This is a genomic window from Gordonia sp. ALPHA1B1 (assembly GCF_005502615.1).
GTDB lineage: Bacteria > Actinomycetota > Actinomycetes > Mycobacteriales > Mycobacteriaceae > Gordonia > Gordonia hongkongensis.
On record NZ_SCOC01000054.1, the window covers coordinates 1 to 21760 of the forward strand.

Annotated in this window: 19 protein-coding genes; 10 read left to right on the forward strand and 9 right to left on the reverse strand. The window is 68.2% G+C overall.

From position 1 onward, the window contains the following. Window positions 1-472 precede the first annotated feature (472 nt). Both FFS52_RS22035 and FFS52_RS22040 read right to left on the reverse strand, forming a co-directional pair. On the reverse strand, window positions 473-946 hold the full coding sequence (locus tag FFS52_RS22035; RefSeq protein WP_137810948.1) for a hypothetical protein: 474 nt from the start codon (window positions 944-946) through the stop codon (window positions 473-475). Between the two features lie 121 nt (window positions 947-1067). Continuing rightward, a complete protein-coding gene (locus tag FFS52_RS22040) occupies window positions 1068-1997 on the reverse strand; it encodes a helix-turn-helix domain-containing protein (protein WP_068972226.1) in 930 nt (309 codons plus the stop codon). Window positions 1998-2059: 62 nt separating this feature from the next. Between FFS52_RS22040 and cysD the strand changes: the two genes are divergently transcribed. The 3 genes from cysD (at window position 2060) to FFS52_RS22055 (ending at window position 5735) form a co-directional block, all read left to right on the forward strand. Then, the gene (cysD, locus tag FFS52_RS22045; RefSeq protein ID WP_171011707.1) at window positions 2060-3022 is read left to right on the forward strand and encodes a sulfate adenylyltransferase subunit CysD; all 963 of its coding nucleotides are present in this window, start codon (window positions 2060-2062) and stop codon (window positions 3020-3022) included. Beyond that, window positions 3022-4884 carry an adenylyl-sulfate kinase gene (cysC, locus tag FFS52_RS22050; protein WP_068972225.1) on the forward strand — a complete coding sequence of 621 codons (1863 nt, stop codon included), beginning with the start codon at window positions 3022-3024 and terminating at the stop codon, window positions 4882-4884. The genes cysD and cysC overlap by 1 nt, the downstream gene beginning before the upstream one ends. A gap of 71 nt (window positions 4885-4955) precedes the next feature. Next, window positions 4956-5735 carry a 3'(2'),5'-bisphosphate nucleotidase CysQ gene (locus FFS52_RS22055; protein WP_068972224.1) on the forward strand — a complete coding sequence of 260 codons (780 nt, stop codon included), beginning with the start codon at window positions 4956-4958 and terminating at the stop codon, window positions 5733-5735. Window positions 5736-5747: 12 nt separating this feature from the next. Here FFS52_RS22055 and FFS52_RS22060 read toward each other — a convergent pair whose 3' ends face one another. From FFS52_RS22060 to eccA, 3 genes are all read right to left on the reverse strand, one after another. Next, complete coding sequence (locus FFS52_RS22060; protein WP_068972223.1) at window positions 5748-6287, reverse strand: hypothetical protein; 540 nt, start codon at window positions 6285-6287, stop codon at window positions 5748-5750. A 14-nt stretch (window positions 6288-6301) separates the two neighbouring features. After that, entirely contained in the window at window positions 6302-6730 is a 429-nt protein-coding gene (locus FFS52_RS22065) for a hypothetical protein (RefSeq protein WP_068972222.1), read from the reverse strand. A gap of 64 nt (window positions 6731-6794) precedes the next feature. Beyond that, the gene (gene eccA, locus FFS52_RS22070) at window positions 6795-8576 is read right to left on the reverse strand and encodes a type VII secretion AAA-ATPase EccA (RefSeq protein ID WP_068972221.1); all 1782 of its coding nucleotides are present in this window, start codon (window positions 8574-8576) and stop codon (window positions 6795-6797) included. Between the two features lie 200 nt (window positions 8577-8776). Between eccA and purL the strand changes: the two genes are divergently transcribed. The 3 genes from purL to FFS52_RS22085 all read left to right on the forward strand — a co-directional run bounded on the left by purL (window position 8777) and on the right by FFS52_RS22085 (window position 12034). After that, window positions 8777-11071 carry a phosphoribosylformylglycinamidine synthase subunit PurL gene (purL, locus tag FFS52_RS22075; protein ID WP_171011706.1) on the forward strand — a complete coding sequence of 765 codons (2295 nt, stop codon included), beginning with the start codon at window positions 8777-8779 and terminating at the stop codon, window positions 11069-11071. A 146-nt stretch (window positions 11072-11217) separates the two neighbouring features. Beyond that, window positions 11218-11589 (forward strand): CD225/dispanin family protein, encoded by a 372-nt coding sequence (locus FFS52_RS22080; RefSeq protein ID WP_058252586.1) that lies wholly within the window; start codon window positions 11218-11220, stop codon window positions 11587-11589. A gap of 88 nt (window positions 11590-11677) precedes the next feature. After that, window positions 11678-12034: a DUF2752 domain-containing protein gene (locus tag FFS52_RS22085; protein WP_068972231.1), complete on the forward strand. Its 357-nt coding sequence runs from the start codon at window positions 11678-11680 to the stop codon at window positions 12032-12034. Here the strand turns inward: FFS52_RS22085 and FFS52_RS22090 are convergent. Beyond that, complete coding sequence (locus FFS52_RS22090; RefSeq protein WP_068972232.1) at window positions 12020-12886, reverse strand: glycerophosphodiester phosphodiesterase family protein; 867 nt, start codon at window positions 12884-12886, stop codon at window positions 12020-12022. The two genes, FFS52_RS22085 and FFS52_RS22090, sit on opposite strands and share 15 nt — an antisense overlap. 302 nt (window positions 12887-13188) lie before the next feature. Here FFS52_RS22090 and FFS52_RS22095 point away from each other — a divergent pair, with 302 nt between their 5' ends. Further along, window positions 13189-14268 carry a diacylglycerol kinase gene (locus FFS52_RS22095; RefSeq protein ID WP_068972219.1) on the forward strand — a complete coding sequence of 360 codons (1080 nt, stop codon included), beginning with the start codon at window positions 13189-13191 and terminating at the stop codon, window positions 14266-14268. A gap of 43 nt (window positions 14269-14311) precedes the next feature. Here FFS52_RS22095 and FFS52_RS22100 read toward each other — a convergent pair whose 3' ends face one another. The 3 genes from FFS52_RS22100 to FFS52_RS22110 form a co-directional block, all read right to left on the reverse strand. Continuing rightward, on the reverse strand, window positions 14312-15931 hold the full coding sequence (locus tag FFS52_RS22100; RefSeq protein WP_068972218.1) for an HNH endonuclease signature motif containing protein: 1620 nt from the start codon (window positions 15929-15931) through the stop codon (window positions 14312-14314). 365 nt (window positions 15932-16296) lie between these two features. Further along, window positions 16297-16419: a type B 50S ribosomal protein L36 gene (gene ykgO, locus FFS52_RS22105; protein WP_033205406.1), complete on the reverse strand. Its 123-nt coding sequence runs from the start codon at window positions 16417-16419 to the stop codon at window positions 16297-16299. Window positions 16420-16484: 65 nt separating this feature from the next. Then, window positions 16485-17993, reverse strand: a complete 1509-nt coding sequence (locus tag FFS52_RS22110) for a glutamate--cysteine ligase (protein ID WP_068972217.1) — start codon at window positions 17991-17993, stop codon at window positions 16485-16487. A gap of 55 nt (window positions 17994-18048) precedes the next feature. Here FFS52_RS22110 and FFS52_RS22115 point away from each other — a divergent pair, with 55 nt between their 5' ends. The 3 genes from FFS52_RS22115 to purM all read left to right on the forward strand — a co-directional run bounded on the left by FFS52_RS22115 (window position 18049) and on the right by purM (window position 21422). Then, window positions 18049-18456, forward strand: coding sequence for a sterol carrier family protein (locus FFS52_RS22115; protein ID WP_068972216.1), 408 nt, complete (start codon window positions 18049-18051; stop codon window positions 18454-18456). A 151-nt stretch (window positions 18457-18607) separates the two neighbouring features. Next, window positions 18608-20218 carry an amidophosphoribosyltransferase gene (gene purF / locus FFS52_RS22120; RefSeq protein ID WP_065629157.1) on the forward strand — a complete coding sequence of 537 codons (1611 nt, stop codon included), beginning with the start codon at window positions 18608-18610 and terminating at the stop codon, window positions 20216-20218. Window positions 20219-20315: 97 nt separating this feature from the next. After that, a complete protein-coding gene (gene purM, locus FFS52_RS22125) occupies window positions 20316-21422 on the forward strand; it encodes a phosphoribosylformylglycinamidine cyclo-ligase (protein ID WP_065629158.1) in 1107 nt (368 codons plus the stop codon). Window positions 21423-21760 lie beyond the last annotated feature (338 nt).

A 21760-nucleotide genomic window follows, 5' to 3' on the forward strand; every position in this document is an offset into this window, starting at 1 on the left:
AAAACGAAGAAAGACATCCTCCGCTGCCTCAAGCGCTACATCGCCCGCGAAGTGTTCCGCGACCTCACCACTGACCTCGGAGCACTTGACAAGCTATAGGACCCTCTCGCTTCACTCGCACCTCAGGGAGCATGAACAGAACGCTCTCGAGCGTTGTCTGCCGGTCACATGTCGGGGCAGCGCAAGTTCCGTCGAAGTGGCGCCGTTGTGTCGGGCCGGCAGCGTTGCAGGTCTTGCGTGGACTACGAAAGAACACTCTTAAGCGTCCACATCTCTGCTCCCTGAGGTGCGAGCGAAGCGAGCCACGAAGGGCTCCGCAACCTGTCTCACCAGGCCCTTCGTGGCTCGTCGCTATCGCTCCTCACACCTCAGGGAGCAATGGGGTCGCTTTTTTCGGATTAGGGGGCGGTTGGGTGTCCCCTTGTTCCTCGGACCTCAGCGGTCTGTCGGGGGGCGGTGGCGGGAGCCCCGCTCAGGGGATGACGATGCTCCCGCTGCAGCTCGTGGACGGCACGCTCCAGAGCGCGTTCCGGTTGACCGCGCTGAAGGTCACGTTCACCCGGCCCTTGCCGATCTGGTTGACGGGGATCACGAAGTAGTGGACGCCCTGGTAGGGCGGGTTCACGCGGACGTTGCTGACCTTGGAGCCGCGCTTGCCGGTGGCCAGGTTGTGCCAGTCCAGGCGGGCCGAGGACTGGTAGCCGCCGGGAAAGTAGCTGGTGAAGTCGGCGGCGATGTAGGCGTTGCCGGCATACGTGCTGACGATCGTGCGCCGCGCCAGGAACGGGACGTCGACGACGTTCGGGCTGAGGCCCACGCAGGTCGACAGCGGATACTCGCGGGACACCGCGTTCGCGTTGCCGGTGGCCGCGACGCCGAGTCCGGCAGCCGAGGTCAGAGCGATGGCGGCGGCGGCCAACCGGGTGATCGTCTTGGTGCTGGGCATATCTCGACTCCCTTGCTGGTGGCGACGGTGACGTGTCGTGATCACCGGTCAGTTTTCCGCAGGAGGTCCGTTTCGTGGGTATTTCCGGGCGCAGTGTTCATTCGTTCGGTCGACCCGCCCCTCAGCTGAGATGACTCGAGATCTCGTCGGCGGCGGCACGCGTGGCCTCGCCGAGTCGGCGCACTTCGTCGACGTCGAGGGTGGTGTTCGGGCAGACGACGATCGCCGCGACCACCCGACGGGCGGAGTCGAAGACGGGGGCACCGATGGTGACCACGGGTACCCCCGTGCCGTCGGCCGCGCAGGCGTCGATCTCCTCGGGCAAGTAATCGATGACGGACAGCTCGGTGAGCAGGTCGCCGACCCGCGCGCGCAGGGTGTCCGACATGGTGTCGAGGGAGCTGAGGGCCTCGATCATCGCCACGTGGTCGTCGGTCATCCGCTCGATCGAGTAGCCGCGTTCGGCGACGACGTCGAGCACCATGCCCAGCCGGGTGCGGGTGGACTCGGCGGCCTGGCCGATCCAGTTCGACCGGGCGTCGTCCGGGTCGAAGGCGATGAACTCCCGACAGATCGGCGGGCGGAGCCGGATGCGGCTGCCGTTGCGCAACCAGGGATGCTGCGCGGTTTCCGGTGCCAGGTGGGGCGGAAAGGCGTGCGACGCCAGGGTCACCGCGTCGGCCGAGGTCCGTCGGGCGACGAAACAGGGGACGTCGAACCGTTCGCACAGGTCGCGCGCCGCCGACGCCGCCCACCGTACGAGGTGGTCCGCGCCGTCGGCGTTCCGGACGAGGCCGACGAAGGCCGGTCCGACGCCGAAGGTGCCGGCCGACGGGTCCCGGATCAGCCATCCGCAGTCGACGAGTTCGGAGACTACGGCGTGCGCGGTGGCGCGCGACATCGAGGTCTGACGCACGATCTCGGCCAGCGTCAGCGCCGGTTGTTCGGCGTCGGCGAGGAGTTCGACGATGCGGACGACCCGGGCGGTCGGTGGCGACGCCGCACGTGCCGGTTGACGTGCGTCGGAGAAGTCACCTACGGTTTGTGTCACATTGTCAACACATAGTGTCGAATATTCGACATGTCAAGGGGGTTGCTCCGGTGGCCATCACCATCGACGCCGACGACGGACGTCGTCCCGACGACACCGAGGACCGGCGTCGTCGTCATCACGGTTATGAGCTCTCGCATCTCGCGGCGCTCGAGGCCGAATCGGTGCACATCTTCCGCGAGGTCGCCGCGACCTTCGAGCGTCCGGTGCTGCTGTTCTCCGGCGGTAAGGACTCGGTGGTGATGTTCCATCTGGCCCGCAAGGCCTTCTGGCCGGCGCCGATCCCGTTCCCGCTCATGCACGTCGACACCGGGCACAACTTCGACGAAGTGATCGAGTACCGCGATCGCGTGGTCGCCGAGACCGGGGTTCGCCTGCTCGTCAGTTCCGTGCAGGACGACATCGATGCGGGACGGGTCGTCGAACAGACCGGGCCGGGGGCCAGCCGCAACCGGCTGCAGACAGCCGCGCTGTTGCGCGGCATCACCGAGAACCGATTCGACGCGGTCTTCGGCGGCGCCCGGCGCGACGAGGAGAAGGCGCGCGCGAAGGAGCGCGTGTTCAGCTTCCGAGACGAGTTCGGCGCATGGAACCCCCGCGAGCAGCGGCCCGAACTGTGGCGGCTGTACAACGGACGGCACGCCAAGGGCGAGCACATCCGGGTCTTCCCGTTGTCGAACTGGACCGAACTCGACATCTGGCAGTACATCGCGGCGGAGGACATCGATCTACCCGAGATCTACTACGCGCACCAGCGCGAGGTCATCCCGCGCGACGGCATGCTGCTCGCGAAAACCCGCTTCCTGCAGGAGCTCCCGGGTGAGGAGGTGCGGACCGAGACGGTCCGGTTCCGCACCGTCGGTGACGCCACGTGCACCGGTTGCGTGCTGTCGGGCGCCGACGACGTGATGAAGGTGATCGAAGAGATCGAGGTGACGAGGCTGACCGAGCGGGGCGCCACGCGCGCCGACGACCGGATCTCCGAGTCGGGGATGGAAGACCGCAAGAAGGAAGGCTACTTCTGATGGGCGACCTCATCGCCGCCGGCGGCGCGACCGAGTTGCTGCGTCTGGCGACCGCGGGCTCGGTGGACGACGGCAAGTCGACACTCATCGGTCGGCTCCTCTACGACTCGAAGGCGATCTTCACCGATCAGCTCGAGTCGATCGAGCGCACCAGCGCCGAGCGCGGGGACGAGTACGCGAACCTCGCGTTGCTCACGGACGGCTTGCGCGCCGAACGCGAGCAGGGCATCACGATCGACGTCGCCTACCGGTACTTCGCCACGCCCAGAAGGAAATTCATCATCGCCGACACCCCGGGGCACGTGCAGTACACGCGCAACATGGTGACCGGCGCCTCCACCGCCGATCTCGCGATGATCCTCGTCGACGCCCGCAAGGGCGTGCTGGAGCAGACGCGGCGGCACGCCTTCCTGTCGTCGTTGCTCGGCATCCCGCATCTGACGGTCTGCGTGAACAAGATGGACCTCGTCGACTGGTCGCAGGAGCGATTCGACGAGATCTGCGCGGACTTCGTCGATTTCGCGACCAAGCTCAACGTCGTCGACCTGACCTTCATCCCGGTGTCGGCGCTGCGGGGCGACAACGTCGTCGAACAGTCCGTGGCCATGCCGTGGTACGAGGGGCGTCCGCTGCTGAATCACCTCGAGCACGTCTACATCGCCTCCGACCGCAACCTGATCGACACCCGTCTGCCCGTCCAGTACGTGATCCGGCCGCAGCGCAGCGACGGCGCCGACCACCGCGCCTACGCGGGCACCGTTGCCGGCGGTGTACTCGCCAAGGGCGACGAGATCGTCGTCCTGCCCAGCGGTTTCAGCACGACCATCACCGAGATCTGGGCGCCCGGCGGCCAGCCGGTCGACGAGGCCTTCGCGTCGATGGCAGTGTCCGTCGAACTCGCCGACGAGATCGACATCGTGCGCGGCGACATGCTGGCCCGCCCCAACAACCGGCCGTACGTGGGACGCGACCTGGACGCGATGGTGTGCTGGTTCGCCGACGACGCCGAACTGCGACCGGGCAACCGTTATCAGCTGCTCTGCGGAACCCGGTTGACCCGCGCGCAGGTCAACGGGCTCAACTATCGCCTCGACGTCAACTCGCTGCACCGCGACGAGGACGCGGAGGGATTGTCGCTCAACGAGATCGGACGCGTCACCCTGCACACCCAGGAGCCGGTGACCTTCGACTCGTACCGGCGCAACCGCGACACGGGCAGCTTCATCCTGATCGACGAGGCCACGAATCGGACGGTCGCTGCGGGGATGATCACGGCGCCGGTGAGTCACGACAGTCATGTCGTCTGGCAGGCGACGAAGGTCGGGCGTGAGCACCGTGCGCACCGCGGCGCGACGATCTGGCTGACCGGTCTGTCCGGCTCCGGGAAGTCGTCGCTGGCGGTCGAACTCGAGCGGCGCTTCGTCGCCGAGGGGCGTCCGGCGTACCTGATGGACGGGGACAACCTGCGGCACGGCCTGAACTCGGATCTGGGCTTCTCCGACGACGACCGCCGGGAGAACATCCGCCGGACCAGCGAGGTGGCGGCGCTGTTCGCCGATTCGGGTTCGGTGGCGATCGTCTCGCTCATCAGCCCGTTCGCCGAGGAACGGCAGCGGGCCCGGGAGATCCACGCCGAGCGCGGGCTGCCGTTCTACGAGATCTTCGTCGACACCCCGCTCGCCGAATGCGAACGACGCGACCCGAAGGGGCTGTACGACCGCGCGCGGCGGGGGGAGATCAGTCAGTTCACCGGCATCGACTCGCCCTACGAGCGTCCGTCCGACCCGGATCTGCACATCACCCCCGACGACGGCCCGCCTTCCGAGGTCGCCGACCTGGTGCTGCGTAACCTGGGTCTGTGAGCGCAGCCTCATAGCCGTCCGGCGCGAAGCGCCGCGTCCTGCCACCGGTATCCCGACCGAGAGGAAACCCCGTGACCGACGATCGTGCCCTGGCCGGTGAACTGGCCACCGCCGCAGGTGAACTCCTGCTCGACATCCGACGCTCCAGCGGATTGACGGGCAAAGAGCTCGGTCAGGAGGGCGACCGCCGGTCCGACGAGTTCATCCTCGGGCGTCTCGCACAGGAGCGGCCGGACGATGCGGTGCTGTCCGAGGAGTCGGCCGACGACAAGTCGCGGCTGTCGGCGTCGCGCGTGTGGATCATCGACCCGGTCGACGGCACGCGTGAGTACGGCACCTACGAACCCGGCGGCGGCCGCAGCGACTGGGCCGTGCACGTCGCGCTGTGGTCGGCCGACGACGGGCTGATCGCCGGTGCGGTCGCCTTGCCGGCCCTCGGGGTGACCTACCTCGACGACGGTTCCGCCGTCGAGCCCGTGGAAGGCCTGGCCTCCCGGCCCCGGACCGGGGTCCCGCGCGTCGTCGTGAGCAGTTCGCGCCCACCGGCCTTCGCCGACGAGGTGGCCGCGGCGATGGCCGGCGAGGTGCTGCCCATGGGGTCCGCCGGTGCCAAGGCGATGGCGGTGGTGCGCGGCGAGGCCGACGCCTATGTCCACGCCGGCGGCCAATACGAGTGGGATTCGGCCGCACCCGTCGCCGTCGCGAAGGCGAAGGGCCTGTGGTGCGGGCGGATCGACGGTTCGCCCCTCGTCTACAACAACGAGGACACCTACCTGCCCGACCTCGTCATCTGCCGGCCCGAGTTCACCGAGGCGATCCTCACGGTCACCACCGAGGGTGCCGGCGGCTGACGTCCGAGCGCCTCAGTGCGTGACCACGACCTTGATCGCGACGATCACGGTCGCCACCAGCGTGACCGCTCCGGAGCTGAACAGCGTTGCCCGACTCGGTCGTTCGTTGTTGAGACGGTCGATGACGAAGACCGTGCCGCCGATGCGCAGAAGGATCACGATCTCCGCGACGAGCTGGGCGGTGCGGGGCTCGATCCAGCCGATCAGACCGAGCAACAGGATCGCGCAAGGTAGGAGCGCCGAGGTCAGGATCGGCACCGAGTCGCGGAGATGGCCGAGTACCTCTGATCGCGTCGGCTCGACCTTGCCGTCCGACACGCGCCGGGCGACGCCCTCGGCGAAGACGTGCGCGATGAAGGTCGACGCGGCGGTGCCCGCGAGGATCGCGATACCGACGAAGTCGTCCTCGACGTGCAACGGGATGAGCACGGCCAGGATCAGGATGTTGCCGTAGATGTAGGCACTGATGCGCGGCGCGGCGTGCTTGCGTTCGAGCGGGCTGTCCCGACTGAACAGCGGCCCGTGCAGTAGGGACCACGGACTGTTGCTCATAGCTGGTGAAACTATCAGCGCGGGAGGAGTTCGGCGACGACAGCGGCGATGGTGTCGTCGGGCCGCGTCAGGCAGACCGTCGCCGCCACGGTGGCCACCTGCTGGACATTGTCGGTCACGTCCAGATCGGTCAGGACCGCCGCCCGCCGGGCGTCGTCGAGTTCGCGGAACTCCGTGCACGTCATGGTCGACGCGGAGCCGGACCCGGTATCGGAACCGGACTCGGAGCCGCGCGACGGTGACGCACTGGCCCGGCTGCTGTCCGCAGATGTGGCGGGGCTGCTCGTCTCGGTGGCGCTCGTGGTCGGGACCGCTCTGTCGGGTGAAGGCGCGGGCGCGGCGTCGTCGGACGAACACGCACCGATCGCCAGCATCATCATCGCGGCCATCGACAGGCCCGCGGCCAGCTCGGCGGGGCGGGATCGGCGGGCGGGAACAGACATCACGGAACTCCTCGGGAAGCGGACCGGGTGGTGACCCGGTGGTGCGGGATGGGATGGGGTGCGGTCAGCGCATGAGGCCGGAGAGCACGCCCGAGATGGCGGCCCGGACATCCGTGGTCTCGATGCGCATCAGGTCGTCCTGGCTGAGTGAGTCGAAGTCGCCTGCGGTGCTGAGCCGGAACTCGCGCTCCTCCTCGGCCGCCTCGATGATGTTGCGGATGAAACGGCCGTTGCCGGCGAGATCGGTGGCGCGCCGCGCGGTGCCCTGATGCTCGCGGACGTCGTGGTACAGCGGAGCGCACGCCTGCTCGATCTCGAGCATCGCCTCCCGGGTCAACGACGAATCGCGTTTGCGCGCAATGAAATCGGCGATGCGGGCGAGCTCGTCGGGAGTGTAGGAGTCGAACCGCACCCGGCGCGCGAAGCGCGACGCCAGTCCGTCGTTGGAGGCGAGGAACCGATCGATCTCGGCGTCGTAACCGGCGATGATCACGACCAGCCGGTCACGGTCGTCCTCCATCCGGGCCAACAGGGTGTCGACGGCTTCGCGACCGAACGCGTCGCCGCCGGACAGCCCCTGCTGGATGAGCGTGTACGCCTCGTCGATGAACAGGACGCCGTCCATCGCGGAGTCGATGAGCGCCGCGGTCTTGATGGCGGTGCTGCCGAGGTGTTCACCGACCATGTCGCGGCGCGTGGCCTCGACGACCTTGTCGGATTTGATGAAGCCGAGGCCGCAGTAGATCTTGGCGACGATGCGGGCCACGGTCGTCTTGCCGGTGCCGGGCGGTCCGGTGAAAGCCAGGTGCAGGCTGCGGGCCGACGTCGACAGCCCGCGGTCGGCGCGGACCTTCGCCAGGGTCGCGGTGGACTGCAGTTTGGCCACCTGCTGCTTGACCGACTCGAGCCCGATCTGTTCGGCCAGCTCCCGTTGCGCCTCGGTCACCAGCGAATTCTGTTCAGCGGGGTCCCCGGAGGTCGACACCAGGGTCTCGGCGCGATCGGGCACCGACTTCGGGTCCCACCGGTCGGTGCGCTCGGCGATCTGCTCGGGCGTCGTGGGGGGCATCCGGTAGGAGGGCGACCGGATGGCGTCGGCCGCGCCGGTCAGCGACGGGTCACGGGCGTAGGCCTGCTCGAACATCGACTTCGCCTTCTCCTCGTGGCCCTGCTCGCGCAGCGCGAGGCCGTAGACGAAGATCGCCTGCGTCGAACAGGACGGGATCGGGCCGTCGACCGCGTTCTGCAGGCGCCGCATGCCCTCGCCGTACATGCCGAGATGCACGCACGACGTCCCGGCCATGAAGTCGGCGACGGCCTGCATGTACGGGTCGTTCCACCGGTCGGACCTGGTCAGCGAGGTCAGGACGTCGGGCCAGCGCTGGGTGGCGAAGTGCAGGAACGCGCGGACGAAATCCACGATCGGCACGCGGTGCGCCGGGGGTACCTCGTCGAGGACCTCTTCCGCACCGGCGAAGTCCGCGCCGCGGACCAGACTGGCCGCGTAGGCCGCGGTCGCCTCGACGGCATTCGACGCCGGGAAGTCGATCAGCATCCCGGTGTACCAGCGCCCCGCGATCGTGCCGGGCGGGAGCCCGAGCCGGCGCTGCTCCGCGCCGATCGACCCGCGGGCACGATAGAGGCCCAGGAGGACCTCGTTGCTGCTGTCGCCGCAGGCCAGCCGGCCGATCCAGGCGTCGCCCAGGGCCGGGTCCCATTCGGTCGCACGGGTGAAGGCCTTGGCGGCCTGAGCGGGATTGTCGACCGGTTCCTGACCTTCGACCGGGATGTTCAGGGACAGGACGCCGAGTTCGAAGAGTGCCCTCGCCTTGCGGACATCGGCCATCGTTTCCCCCTGTGTCGTCCCATCGGCGCACACCGACCCCGAACCGTTCTCCCCGGGTACCACGACGACACACCCCGGGGGGCGGTCGCCGGAGACAGAGTATCGCTAGACCGGCGTGACATCCGTCGCAGATCTCCCAGGGCGCGCACCCGAGGCGCCCCGGCGGCCGCAACCGCCCGCGCACGCCTAGACTTGTCCGGGTGAGTGCCCAGGTGGATACCGTCTCAGCCGCTGCCCAGACCCCGGACCATCCGCAACCCTTCCGCGAACTCGGTCTCAAGGACGACGAGTACGCGCGCATCCGCGAGATCCTGGGTCGCCGGCCCACCGACGCGGAGCTCGCCATGTACTCGGTCATGTGGTCCGAGCACTGCAGCTACAAGTCGTCGAAAGTGCACCTGCGCTACTTCGGTGAGACCACCACCGACGAGATGCGCGCAAGCATGCTGGCCGGCATCGGCGAGAACGCCGGCGTCGTCGACATCGGTGACGGGTGGGCGGTGACCTTCAAGGTCGAATCGCACAACCATCCGAGCTATGTCGAGCCGTACCAGGGCGCCGCCACCGGAGTCGGTGGCATCGTGCGCGACATCATGGCCATGGGCGCACGCCCGATCGCGGTCATGGATCAGCTGCGCTTTGGCCCGGCCGACGCCCCGGACACCCGGCGCGTCGTCGACGGTGTGGTGCGCGGCGTGGGTGGCTACGGCAACTCCCTCGGCCTACCCAATGTCGGCGGTGAGACCGTCTTCGACGCCAGCTACGCGGGCAACCCGCTCGTCAACGCGCTGTGCGCGGGCGTGCTGCGCACCGAGGACCTGCACCTGGCCTTCGCCTCGGGCGCGGGCAACAAGATCATCCTGTTCGGTGCGCGCACCGGTCTCGACGGCATCGGCGGTGTCTCGGTCCTGGCATCGGAGACCTTCGACGATTCCGAGGGCTCGGGTCCGAATCGCAAGAAGCTGCCCAGTGTCCAGGTCGGCGACCCGTTCACCGAGAAGGTGCTCATCGAGTGCTGCCTCGAGCTCTACCACGCCGGACTCGTCGTGGGCATCCAGGATCTCGGCGGTGCCGGATTGTCCTGTGCCACGAGCGAACTCGCCGCAGCCGGTGACGGCGGCATGCACATCGACCTGGAGAAGGTGCCGATGCGCGCCGAGGGCATGACCCCGGCGGAGGTGCTCTCCAGCGAGTCGCAGGAACGCATGTGTGCCGTCGTGACCCCGGACAACGTCGAGAAATTCCTCGAGGTCTGCCGCAAGTGGGATGTGCTCGCGACCGTCATCGGCGAGGTCACCGACGGCGATCAGCTGGTCATCACCTGGCACGGCGAGACCGTCGTCGACGTGCCGCCGCGCACCGTCGCCCACGACGGTCCGGTCTACGAGCGTCCGGTCGCCCGTCCCGACTGGCAGGACACGGTCATCGCGTCGACGACCGAACCGCTGCAGCGCCCGAGCACACCCGACCAGCTGCGCGAGACGCTGCTGGCCATGCTCGCCTCGCCCGCGCTGTGCAGCCGCAAGTTCATCACCGACCAATACGACCGCTACGTGCGCGGCAACACCGTCCTGGCCGAGCACGCCGACTCGGGGATGATCCGCATCGACGAGGAGTCCGGGCGCGGCATCGCACTGGCGACCGACGCGTCGGGCCGCTACACGTTCCTCAATCCCTACCGCGGCGCGCAGCTCGCGCTCGCCGAGGCCTACCGCAACGTCGCGGTGTCCGGGGCGACGCCGAAGGCCGTGACCAACTGCCTCAACTTCGGTTCCCCGGAGGACCCGGCGGTGATGTGGCAGTTCCAGCAGGCGGTCCGGGGACTCGCCGACGGCTGCGCCCAGCTCGGCATCCCGGTCACCGGCGGCAACGTGAGCTTCTACAACCAGACGGGCGCGACGGCCATCCTGCCGACCCCGGTCGTGGGCGTCCTCGGCGTCATCGACGATGTGCACCGCCGCATCCCGACCGGCATCGGAACCGAACCCGGTGAGACACTCATCCTGCTCGGTGAGACCCGCGACGAATTCGACGGCTCGATCTGGGCCCAGGTCAGTCACGACCACCTCGGTGGCGTCCCGCCGCAGGTCGACCTCGAACGCGAACGTCTGCTCGCCGATATCCTGTCCGCATCGTCGCGCGACGGATTGATCTCCGCGGCACACGATCTCAGCGAGGGCGGCCTCATCCAGACCGTCGTCGAGGCGGCCCTGGCCGGCGAGACCGGCTGCCGCGTCCTGCTGCCCGAGGACGCCGACCCGTTCGTCTGGCTGTTCTCCGAGTCGGCCGGGCGCGTGCTCGTCGCGGTCCCGCGCACCGAGGAATCGCGGTTCACCGCCATGCTCGACGCGCGTTCGATGCCGTGGACACGCATCGGTGTGGTCGACCAGGGCAGCGACGCCGTCGAGGTCCAGGACTACTTCTCGGTGCCCCTCGCCGAACTCCGTGAGGCGCACGAGGGCACCCTCCCGAAGTTGTTCGGCGACACGGTCTAGGACACGCCGTAGTTGCATCACGCAACGGTCCGGCCTGCGAGGATTCCGTTGTATGTCAATGGAATCAATATCGTTTCCAGGCATGTCGCGCCCGGTGACGAACGGTTACGCTCCTGGAGTTCTCTGACCGAGTCGAAAGGGCGCAGATGAGCTACCCCAATGATCCGAACCAGCCGCCGAACTACGGCGCGGGTGGCTACGGACAGCAGCCGTACGGCGGGTTCCCGGGCGGCAATCCGGCCGGCCCGGAACCCGACAACAACCTCGTGTGGGCGATCCTGTCCACGGTGCTCTGCTGTCTGCCGCTCGGGATCGTGTCGATCGTGAAGTCGACCTCGGTCAGCAAGCTGTGGGCCGCCGGCGACTACGCCGGTGCGCAGAAGGCGGCCGACGAGGCGAAGAAGTGGGCGATGTGGAGTGCGATCTCGTCGGTCATCATCTGGGTCCTGATCATCATCGTCTATGTCGTCCTCTTCGTCATCCTCCTCGGCGCCTCCGCGTCCACGTCCACGTACTGAGCGTTTCGAGAGGGCCGTCCTCGGACGGGTGTCGGCCCTTTCGAAGCATCGGTACCTCGGTCCGGCGACGGTCGTCGCCGGGACCGGGATGGTCTGCGCGGCCGTGTGGTTCGCCGATCCGACGACACCGGGCGGTGCCCTGCCGGTCTGTCCGACCAAGCTGATCTTCGGGGTGACGTGCCCGGGCTGCGGGTCGCTACGGGCGATCTACTCGCTGCTGCACGGCGATGTCCCGGCGGCGCTGCACTACAACGCCCTCGGCGTGCTCGCGATGGGGTTGCTGCTCTTCGCCTTCGGCGCGTACTGCCTGCGACTGTGGACCGGCCGCCGGGTTCGCAGCTGGCAGCACCTCCGCTACTCCGGGGTCGTCGTGCTGGTGGTCGTGCTTGCCTGGTTCGTCGTCCGCAACATCCCCGTCGAACCGTTATGGTCACTGCACGTCTGAGCGTCGGGTGCCGCCGCGGATCCAGCGCACCAGGCGCGAACCGGGATCGCGTGCGGGGGCGTCGAGGTCGAGCGTCGCCAGGGCCTCGGGATCATCGGTCGTGATCTGATCGACCCGTAACTCCAGCAGTCGCCTGATGTCCGGGATGACGCGCGGTCCGACCCGCGTCACCGTGTACCCGTCAACGAGCCGACCGCGCTCGTGGAACGCGCCGATCAGGTCGTGGCCGCGGTGGTCGGCCGCCAGTATCAGCCGGTTCTCCAGGTACACCATCTCGGCCTTCGGCGATGCCGCCACCGCGCGATCGACGAAGCCGTCGAAATCCCCGGAGCGGATCGCCGCGTCGGCGGCACCGTGATGGCAAGGGTCGTAACCGATCCGGATGCCCGGTGCGGCCGAGGTCAACGTGTCGACCGCCGCGGCGTCGCCGCACGACAAGATGTAGTGCCGAGCGTGGGGTGCGACACTGCGGGCGAACACCGCCACGGCCTCGGGATCGAGCGCGGCGTCGTCCTCCTTGAAGTCGAGCTGGAGGGACGCGGTGGGCGCGATGTCGACGCCGTCGAAGAGTTCGGTCAGGTCCTCGAGCAGGAGGACGTGCTCGTCGACGGGCCGGCCGCGGTTGTCCCGCAGGGACAGTTCCCGCAGATACGACACCGGGAGCGCGGACACCGCGCCGGTGCCGGTGGTGGCGTGGTCGACCGTGCGGTCGTGCAGGACGGCGAAACCGCGCTCGGCGTGGATCACCAGATCGATCTCGACACTCGCGCCGAGCCGCATGCCCTCGACGATCCGGGTCGAGGTGAACGCCGTGTCGTCGGCGCGCCGCCGGCCGCGGTGCCACTTGAGCATCGTCCGATGGCCGTCGTGGTCGATGTGGATCGGGGCGGCGGGGTCCGGGGGCGACGTCGCGGTCACAGCTCCCGACTCTAGTGGTGTGCCTCGGAAATAAACGACTGGTCTCCAGCGCTCGATCGGCGCCTGGCTGCGTTGTCGTCGGTCGAGATAGCTCCGCTATCCCTCCCTCCTCCGCCTTGCCAGACCACCGATCGCTCCACCGGATACCGGCCACCTATTTCCGAGACACACCACTGGCGAGGCGCATCTCGCCGAATCCGCACGGCGAAGTTGGAACGTGTTCTAGTTTGGATCGCATGACATTGCGCGTGGTCGAGTGGTCGACCGGAACCGTCGGACGACATGCCATCGCCGGGATCGACGCCCGGCCCGACCTCGAACTCGTGGGTGTGTGGGTGTCCGACCCCGCCAAGGTCGGCAAGGATGCCGGCGAACTCGCCGGGCTCGACCGTGAGCTGGGTGTCGCGGCGACCGGCGACCGCGACGCGCTGATCGCCCTGAAACCCGACTGCATCGTGCACACCGCGATGACCGACGACCGCGTGCTGGAGTCGATCGAGGACCTCATCCACTTCGTGGAGAACGGGATCAACGTGGTGTCGAGCGGACCGGTGGTCCTGCAGTTCCCCCATGGCATCCTGCCCGACTCGCTGCTGGATCGGATCGCCGCCGCGGGTGCGGCGGGTGGCGCGAGCCTCCACGTCAACGGCATCGACCCGGGTTTCGCGAATGACGCACTGCCGCTGGCGATGACGAGTCTCTCCCAGCGCATCGACGAGATCCGCTGTCAGGAGATCGCCGACTACTCGACCTACTACCAGCCGGTCGTCATGCGAGACCTGTTCGGCTTCGGGCAACCACTGGACGCCACGCCGCTGCTGTTCGCGCCGGGCATCCTGTCGATGGGGTGGGGGAGTGTCGTGCGACAGATCGCCGCGGGCCTCGACCTCGTGCTCGACGAGCCGCTTGTCGAACGCGTCGATCGGGTGGCGGCCGATCGTGACTACTCCACGGTCTCCGTCGAGATCCCCGAGGGCACGATGGCCGCGGTGCGCTTCGAGGTCGTCGGCCAGGTCGACGGCGTGGATCGCGTTGTGCTGGAGCACTACACGCGCACCCATCCCGACCAATGCCCGGACTGGCCTACCCCGCACGAGGGCGACGGTTGCTATCGCATCAGCATCTCCGGAGAACCCGAGATGACCGTCGAGTTCGGGCATCACGGCGAGAACGGCGACCACAACGTCTCCGGCATGATCGTCACCGCGATGCGTCTAGTCAATTCCGTTGCGGCGGTTGTCGATGCGAAACCCGGCCTGGTCACCGCGCTCGACCTCCCGCTCGTGACGGGTCGGGGGCTCTTCGTGCAGAAGTAGCCGCGCTCGACGACGGCGGGCGATGTGATCCGACAGGCGCGAGTCATCGACTGGCGAGTAACTCCATGAGGTGTGCTTCGACGAGGGACGGCCTGGGTGTGCGTGGTCCTGGGCGGGGTGGTCGGACGTCGATGACGTGGCTGGTTTTCAACCATGATCGGCGCGCGTCATGTGGGCGTGGCTCATCGCCGGACGTGGTGCGTCCGTGGATCTCTCGCCGCACCTGTTCTAGGTGGGCCTGCAACCGCTTGGGTATGTCGGGTCGGCGGTTGATGTGTTCGGGGTTGGGTGGCGCGCCGGGTTCGGCGTTGAGTCGCCAGGCGCAGCGGCCTTCGTCGGGTCCGTCGCGGACTACCCGTGTTGTGTATTGGCCGGGCTGGTCGCCGACCATCCGGTTGTGTCGGGGACAGGCCGGTGCGAGGTCGTCGATGTCGGTGAGACCGCCTTTGGCCCAGTCCTTCTGGGCGTGATGCATGTCGACCTGGGTGGCGGGCTGATCGCAACCGGGAGCCGAGCACACCTCCCCGTCAGGGCGGGCGAACGAGACGAGGCGTTGTTCGCGGGTCGCGAGGCGTTTGCCGCGCCCGAAATGTAGGGGGACGGTGGTGGCGTCTTTGAAGATCGCCAACCACGGCTGGACCTCACCGGCCATCGCGATCAGGTCCCGGATGGGCAGCAGGGTGCCGGTGGCGGTGGTCGCGAGTCCGGCTTCGCGGATCAGGTCCCCGAGGTCGGCTTTGATGATCAGCTGCACGGGCAGCCCGCGGTGCGAGGTGCCGAGAGTCCCGTCGGCGAAACCGGCGGCCAGGGCGGCGTCGAGGGCGTCGTGATTGGTCTGGGCGAGAGTGCGTCCGTCGCGGTCGGCGGCGGCGGTCAGGGCGTCGGGGTCGGCGGTGCCGGCCGGCCCGTGGGGCGACTGGGGGTCGTCGGGGTTGTTGAGTCCGGGTTTGCCCCACACGGCGAACATCATGGTGAGCCGGGCGGCGAGTGCGGGGGTCAGGGTGCCCGATATTTTGGCGGTGCCGTCGGCTCGTTGCCGGCCGATCCACAGGCCGCGGCGTCGTTTCTGGTCGGTGTCGTCTGACAGTGTGCCGTCGGGGTCGAGGTGGGCGAGCAGGCGGGCACCGAGCTGGGTGATCTCGGCGGGGGTGTGGGCTTCGGCGATCTCGGCCATCTGTCGTTCGGCGGCGACCTTGATGTCGTGGTCGATGGTGCCCGGGATGCGGTCGAGGACGTCGAGGGTGGCTTGTACGTGGGCGGTGCCGACTGCGCCTTGTGCGAAAGATTCGGCGAGGCAGGGGTATTCGGGTGGGAGGACCTCGCCGCCGAGGCTGGTCCGGTGGGCGGTGGCGTCCATCTGCTTACGGCGGCGCATCGGGTTCGACACCCGTAGCCGATGTGTCATGAACTGCATCAGGGTGCGGCAGCCGGCCTTGCGGGGCAGGTCGCGGGCCTCGACCTGATCGATCTGCCGGTCTCCGGCGACGGTCAGACGCGCGATGGCGCGTTCGGTCTCCGCGGCCACCTCGGCCAGTTCGGCATCGGTACACGGCGACAAATCCACCGACTGCAGTTTGTCCAGGGTGCGATGCAGATCAGCCACCAACTCGACCACCCGGGGAGCCGGCACGGACGCGTCGTCGGTGTGTGTGATGCCGGACATGACGGTGACCTCCCCCCGAGAACCGTTGCAGCGAATGTACGTTCGAGTGTACACGAGTCCGGCGGGTCTAGCCACGAAAACAATTGCCCGGCAATATGAATCAGAGTCATTGCGTTGCGGGAACTTGTCGGTGGGCGCCGGTAGGATCTCGCGGGACGACGACCACGTTGTCTGGGTCGGGCGGCATCATCGCCACGACGGCAGGCCGCGCCTCGAGTTGAGCGCGCAGTTCCTGCCGTCTGTGTGACTACTCGACGCCGCCCGTCGACGCGGGGACCCTGATGCTGCAGTCGCAGCACGAATGTCGTTTCCAGCGGAGTTGCTCGGCCGCGACGATAGCATTCTGGGCGGCGAGTGCTCGACGATCAGCCCTGGCGCGCCTTGAATCTGGGGTTGCCCTTGTTGATCACGTAGATGCGCCCCTTGCGCTTGACCACTTGTGAACCGGGTTGGTTCTTCAACGACCGGATGGATGCACGGACCTTCAACGGAGCCTCCTTAATGGAAATTGTTTCCATTAAAGCAGGTCCGTCGACGAGCGCCGAGGCGGGTGTCAGACCTCCCAGGTGTGCACCGGCTCGCCCTCGTGCATCTGGGTGACGTAGTCGCGGAGCATCCCGTGCAGCGCCTGTGTCCGGCTCTCGCCCGCGCGTTCGCGGGCCGCGACCGCCTGGCGTTGCCAGACCGATCCCGTCTGGCGGGAGATGCAGCGGCCCTCGATGACCGACAGGTAGCGCTTGCGGGCCTTGTCGGAGACGCCGAACCGCTGCAAACCGTCCTCGGCGAGCACGAGCAGCCGGCGCAGGACGAGTTCGTCGGGTCGCACCCAGCCGACGTCGGGCCAGTAGAGCTGCGACTCCATGCCGGTGCGGGCGCCGGACTGCAGGTTCTCGGCGGCGGCGTTGAACGACATCCGCGACCACAGCGGCCGGTCGGATTCGACGAGGCCCCGGACGACGCCGTAGTAGAACGCGGCGTTGGCCATCGTGTCGACGACCGTGGGACCGGCGGGCAGCACGCGGTTCTCGACGCGCAGGTGGGCCTGTCCCTCGTGGATGTCGTAGACCGGACGGTTCCAGCGGTAGACGGTCCCGTTGTGCAGACGCAGTTCGTCGAGGGTGGGGATGCGTCCGTCGTCGAGCTCGGCGAGCGGGTCGGTGTCGGTGCAGACGGGGAGGAGCGCGGGGAAATAGCGCGTGTTCTCCTCGAAGAGGTCGAAGATCGTGTTGATCCACCGCTCTCCGAACCACACTCGCGGCCGGACACCCTGGTTCTTCAGCTCCAGCGGCCGGGTGTCGGTGGCCTGTTCGAAGACCGGGATGCGGCTCTCGTGCCACAACGCGGTCTCGGCGAGGAAGGGCGAGTTCCCGGCCAGGGCGACCTGCACCCCGGCGATGGCCTGTGCCGCATTCCAGTGCGAGGCGAAGTCTTCCGGCGCCACCCGCAAGTGAAGCTGTAGTGAGGTGCAGGCCGCCTCGGGCAGGATCGAATCGGTCGAGGTGCGCAGGTGCTCGGTGTGGTGTCCATCGGTCAGCGGGACGCCGGTGATGTCGATCTCGAGATCCTCGCCGCGGGCGGCGAAGATCTGCTCGTTCAGCAGGTCGTAGCGCGGGTTCGCCGAGATCCAGTGATGCGCGAAGTGTTCGGACTTCAGTGTCGGCAACATGCCGATCATGACCAGGTGGCTCGACGTCTGTGCGGCCCGCTGCTCGGCCCGGTTGAGCGACGTCCGCAACGCCTGCTCGAGCGAGATCGTATCGTCGGTCGTGAACGGTCGCGGCGAGACGTTGATCTCGATGTTGAACTGGCCGAGTTCGGTCTGATAGTCCGGATCGGCGATCGCCTCGAGGACGGCGGCGTTCGCCATCGCGGGTTGCATGTCCTCGTCGACGAGGTTCAGTTCGACCTCCATGCCGAGCAACGGCTTCGGCGGACGGCCCTGATCGGTGAACAGCCCGTCGGCGAGCATCCGCGCGATCGCTTCCGTGCCGCGACCCACCTGACGCCGGAAACGAACCCGGTCCTCGCCGGTGAACTGCTGTTTGGACACCTCGGCTCCCATGCGGTCAATACTGCCCGATCCGCATCGGCGCGAACCCCCTTGCGAAGATGGCCGGGTGCCACCACGCAGGAGAGTGGACCCCGCCGAGGTCCGGGCCGCGGTGCTGGCCGTCTCGGACTGGCTCGTCGACCCGACCGTGCCGACCCCGGGACGCGCCGCCCTCGCCGACGCCGTCCGTCGATCGGCCCGGACACTCGAGCAGCTCGCCCCCGGGAACTCGGTCGAGGTCCGGATGCCCCCGTTCGTCGCGGTCCAGTGCATCGAAGGTCCCCGTCACACCCGCGGAACGCCGCCGAACGTCGTCGAGATGGCGCCGCGGACCTGGCTGCTCCTCGTCACCGGTGTCCTCACCTACGACGACGCCCTCGCCGCGGGCCTGGTGGATGCGTCCGGGCATCGCGCGGCACTCATCGCCGACCTGCTGCCGCTCATCCCGATCGGCCCGCCGGGCGACCGGGAGTAGGAGTGTGATGCATCACTCGACCGGGGCGTCGGGAATGACCCGCCGGTCGACACCGCTGGAAGATTCGCATCGGGAGCCGACCGACCCGTAAACTCACGCGTGTCTCCCAGCCCACTCGACGGACCGATTCGCAGCCCCAGGGAGCTAGTCGATGCCTGATCATTCGATCGCCCACATGAACCTGCTCGCTGCCACGACGCCGGCGGGCGGATGCTCCGCACGCGGCTCGGGTGCGATCAATCCGGCCCCGCTGGACGATCTCGAGAACGAACCGCGTGAGGAATGCGGTGTCTTCGGTGTCTGGGCGCCCGGCGAGGACGTCGCCAAGCTGAGTTACTACGGCCTCTACGCCCTGCAGCACCGCGGCCAGGAAGCCGCGGGCATCGCCGTCGGCGACGGCAGCCAGGTGGTCGTGTTCAAGGACCTCGGACTCGTCAGCCAGGTCTTCGACGAGCAGACCCTGGGTGCGATGAGCGGGCATGTGGCGATCGGCCACTGCCGGTACTCCACCACCGGCTCGACGACCTGGGAGAACTCGCAGCCGATCTTCCGCACCACCGACGCCGGGACCGGCGTCGCCCTGGGCCACAACGGCAACCTGGTCAACACCGCGGACCTCGCGGCGCGTGCACGCGAGCAGGGGATCAAGAGTTCGGCGGCGACGTCGGACTCCGATGTCGTCGGTGCGCTCCTCGCGCACGGCGCCGCGGACAGCTCGATCGAGCAGGCCGCGATGGAACTGCTGCCCACCCTCAAGGGCGCGTTCTGCCTGACCTTCATGGATGAGCACACGCTCTACGCCGCGCGCGATCCGCACGGTGTGCGCCCGCTGTCACTCGGCCGCCTCGACCGCGGCTGGGTCGTCGCCTCGGAGACCGCCGCCCTCGACATCGTGGGTGCGTCGTTCGTCCGCGACATCGAGCCGGGCGAGCTCCTGGCCATCGACGCCGACGGCGTGCGCAGCACGCGCTTCGCCGAGCCGACCCCCAGCGGCTGCGTCTTCGAATACGTCTATCTCGCCCGTCCCGACTCGGTGATCCACGGTCGTTCGGTGCATTCGACCCGCGTCGAGATCGGTCGCCGACTCGCCAAGGAACACCCCGCCGACGGTGACCTGGTCATCCCGGTACCGGAGTCGGGCGTGCCGGCGGCCGTCGGGTTCGCCCAGGAATCCGGGATTCCGTACGGCCAGGGACTGATGAAGAACGCCTACGTCGGCCGTACCTTCATCCAGCCGTCGCAGACGATCCGCCAGCTCGGTATCCGCCTAAAGCTCAATCCGTTACGCGAGGTGATCCGCGGCAAACGGCTCGTCGTCGTCGACGACTCGATCGTGCGCGGCAACACCCAGCGCGCGCTCATCCGGATGCTGCGCGAGGCCGGTGCCGCCGAGGTGCACGTCCGCATCGCGTCGAGCCCGGTCCGGTGGCCGTGCTTCTACGGGATCGACTTCGCGTCCCCGGCGGAACTGATCGCCAACGGCATGGAGTCCGAGGCCGGAATGGTCGAGGGGGTCCGGCAGGCCATCGGTGCCGATTCGCTGGGGTACATCAGCATCGACGAGATGATCAACTCGACCGGGCAGGCCGCGTCGAGCCTCTGCGCTGCGTGCTTCGACGGCAAGTACCCGATCGAGCTGCCCAAGGAGACCTCGATGGGCAAGGCGGTCCTCGAACAGATGCTGGCGAGCGCGGCCGGCGACCGCTCGGTGGACCCGCTGACCCAGCCGAACGACAACGTCAGCGCGGTCATGCGGCCCTGATTTCGTGCCGTAGGCCCTCCGGTACCGTATGACCCGTCGGCGAACACGCCGGAAACAACGTTCGACCGAGATTTTCTGGAACGGGAGTGCTGCGGTGATGACGGAGCGGGATGCTGCTGCCGACGAGACGGCCGGGAGCTCGACACCGGCGTCGTATGCGGCGGCCGGGGTCGACATCGACGCCGGTGAGCGGGCTGTGGAACTCATCGCGCCCCATGCCAAGCGTGCGTCTCGCCCGGAGGTTCTCGGCGGGATCGGCGGTTTCTCCGGTCTGTTCGCACTCAAGGGCAACTATCGGGAGCCGGTCCTGGCCGCTGCCAGCGACGGCGTCGGCACCAAGCTCGCCGTTGCACAGGCCATCGACAAGCACGACACCGTCGGCCGCGATCTCGTCGCAATGTGTGTCGACGACCTGGTCGTCTGCGGCGCCGAGCCGCTGTTCCTGCAGGACTACATCGCGGTCGGCAAGGTGGTCCCCGAGACGGTGGCCCAGATCGTCGCCGGCATCGCCGACGGCTGCGTCGAAGCCGGTTGCGCCCTGCTCGGCGGCGAGACCGCCGAACACCCCGGCCTGATGCAGGACAACCACTACGACATGTCCGCCACCGCGGTCGGTGTCGTCGAAGCCGACAACGTGCTCACCCCGGACCGCGTCCGCGCCGGCGACGTCGTCATCGGCATGGGGTCGTCGGGATTGCACTCCAACGGGTATTCGCTCGCCCGCAAGGTGCTGCTCGAGTGGGGTCACATGGACCTGTTCGGTCATGTCGAGGAGTTCGGTCGCACCCTGGGCGAGGAGCTGCTCGAGCCGACCCGGATCTATGCCCGCGACTGCCTGGCCCTGATCGCCGAGGCTGACGTGCGTACATTCGCGCACATCACCGGCGGCGGCCTCGCCGAGAACCTCGCGCGTGTGATCCCGAACGGGCTGGTGGCCGAGCTCGAGCGCAACACGTGGACGCCGGCCCCGATCTTCGCGCTCATCGGTCAGCGCGGCCGGGTCGAACAGCTCGAGATGGAACGCACCTTCAACATGGGCGTCGGCATGGTGGCGGTCGTCGCGCCGGAGGACACCGACCGCGCGCAGGCCGTGCTGACGGCACGGCACGTCGACAACTGGGTCCTCGGCACCGTCAAGCGCGCGAGTGACCGCTCGGACAACGACTCTCGCGTCACCCTGCTCGGGGAGCACCCGCGCTTCTAGCGCGATCGGTGAATCCGCAACTCTCGCAGGAACATTGGAGCGGGGGAGCAGCCGCACACACAACACCGACGCCCGCCGGAGGGATTCCCCGGCTCTTCCCAGATGAGGGTGTAGGTCGGCCGAACGCGTCGGTCCGCAGGTAGACGTCGAGGTCTCCCGACGATGGAGGTTCCTACGCCATCCATCCGAAAGACCTCGACGTGACCGACGCTACCCCGCCGGCAGGCTTCGGCCGCCCTGACCTGACCGCCTTCGCGTCTCATCCCAATCGACCCTGATCGAGTCTGCTGACCCCCTCGACGAGAACGCAGCGACATCACAGCCACCCAACCCCGACC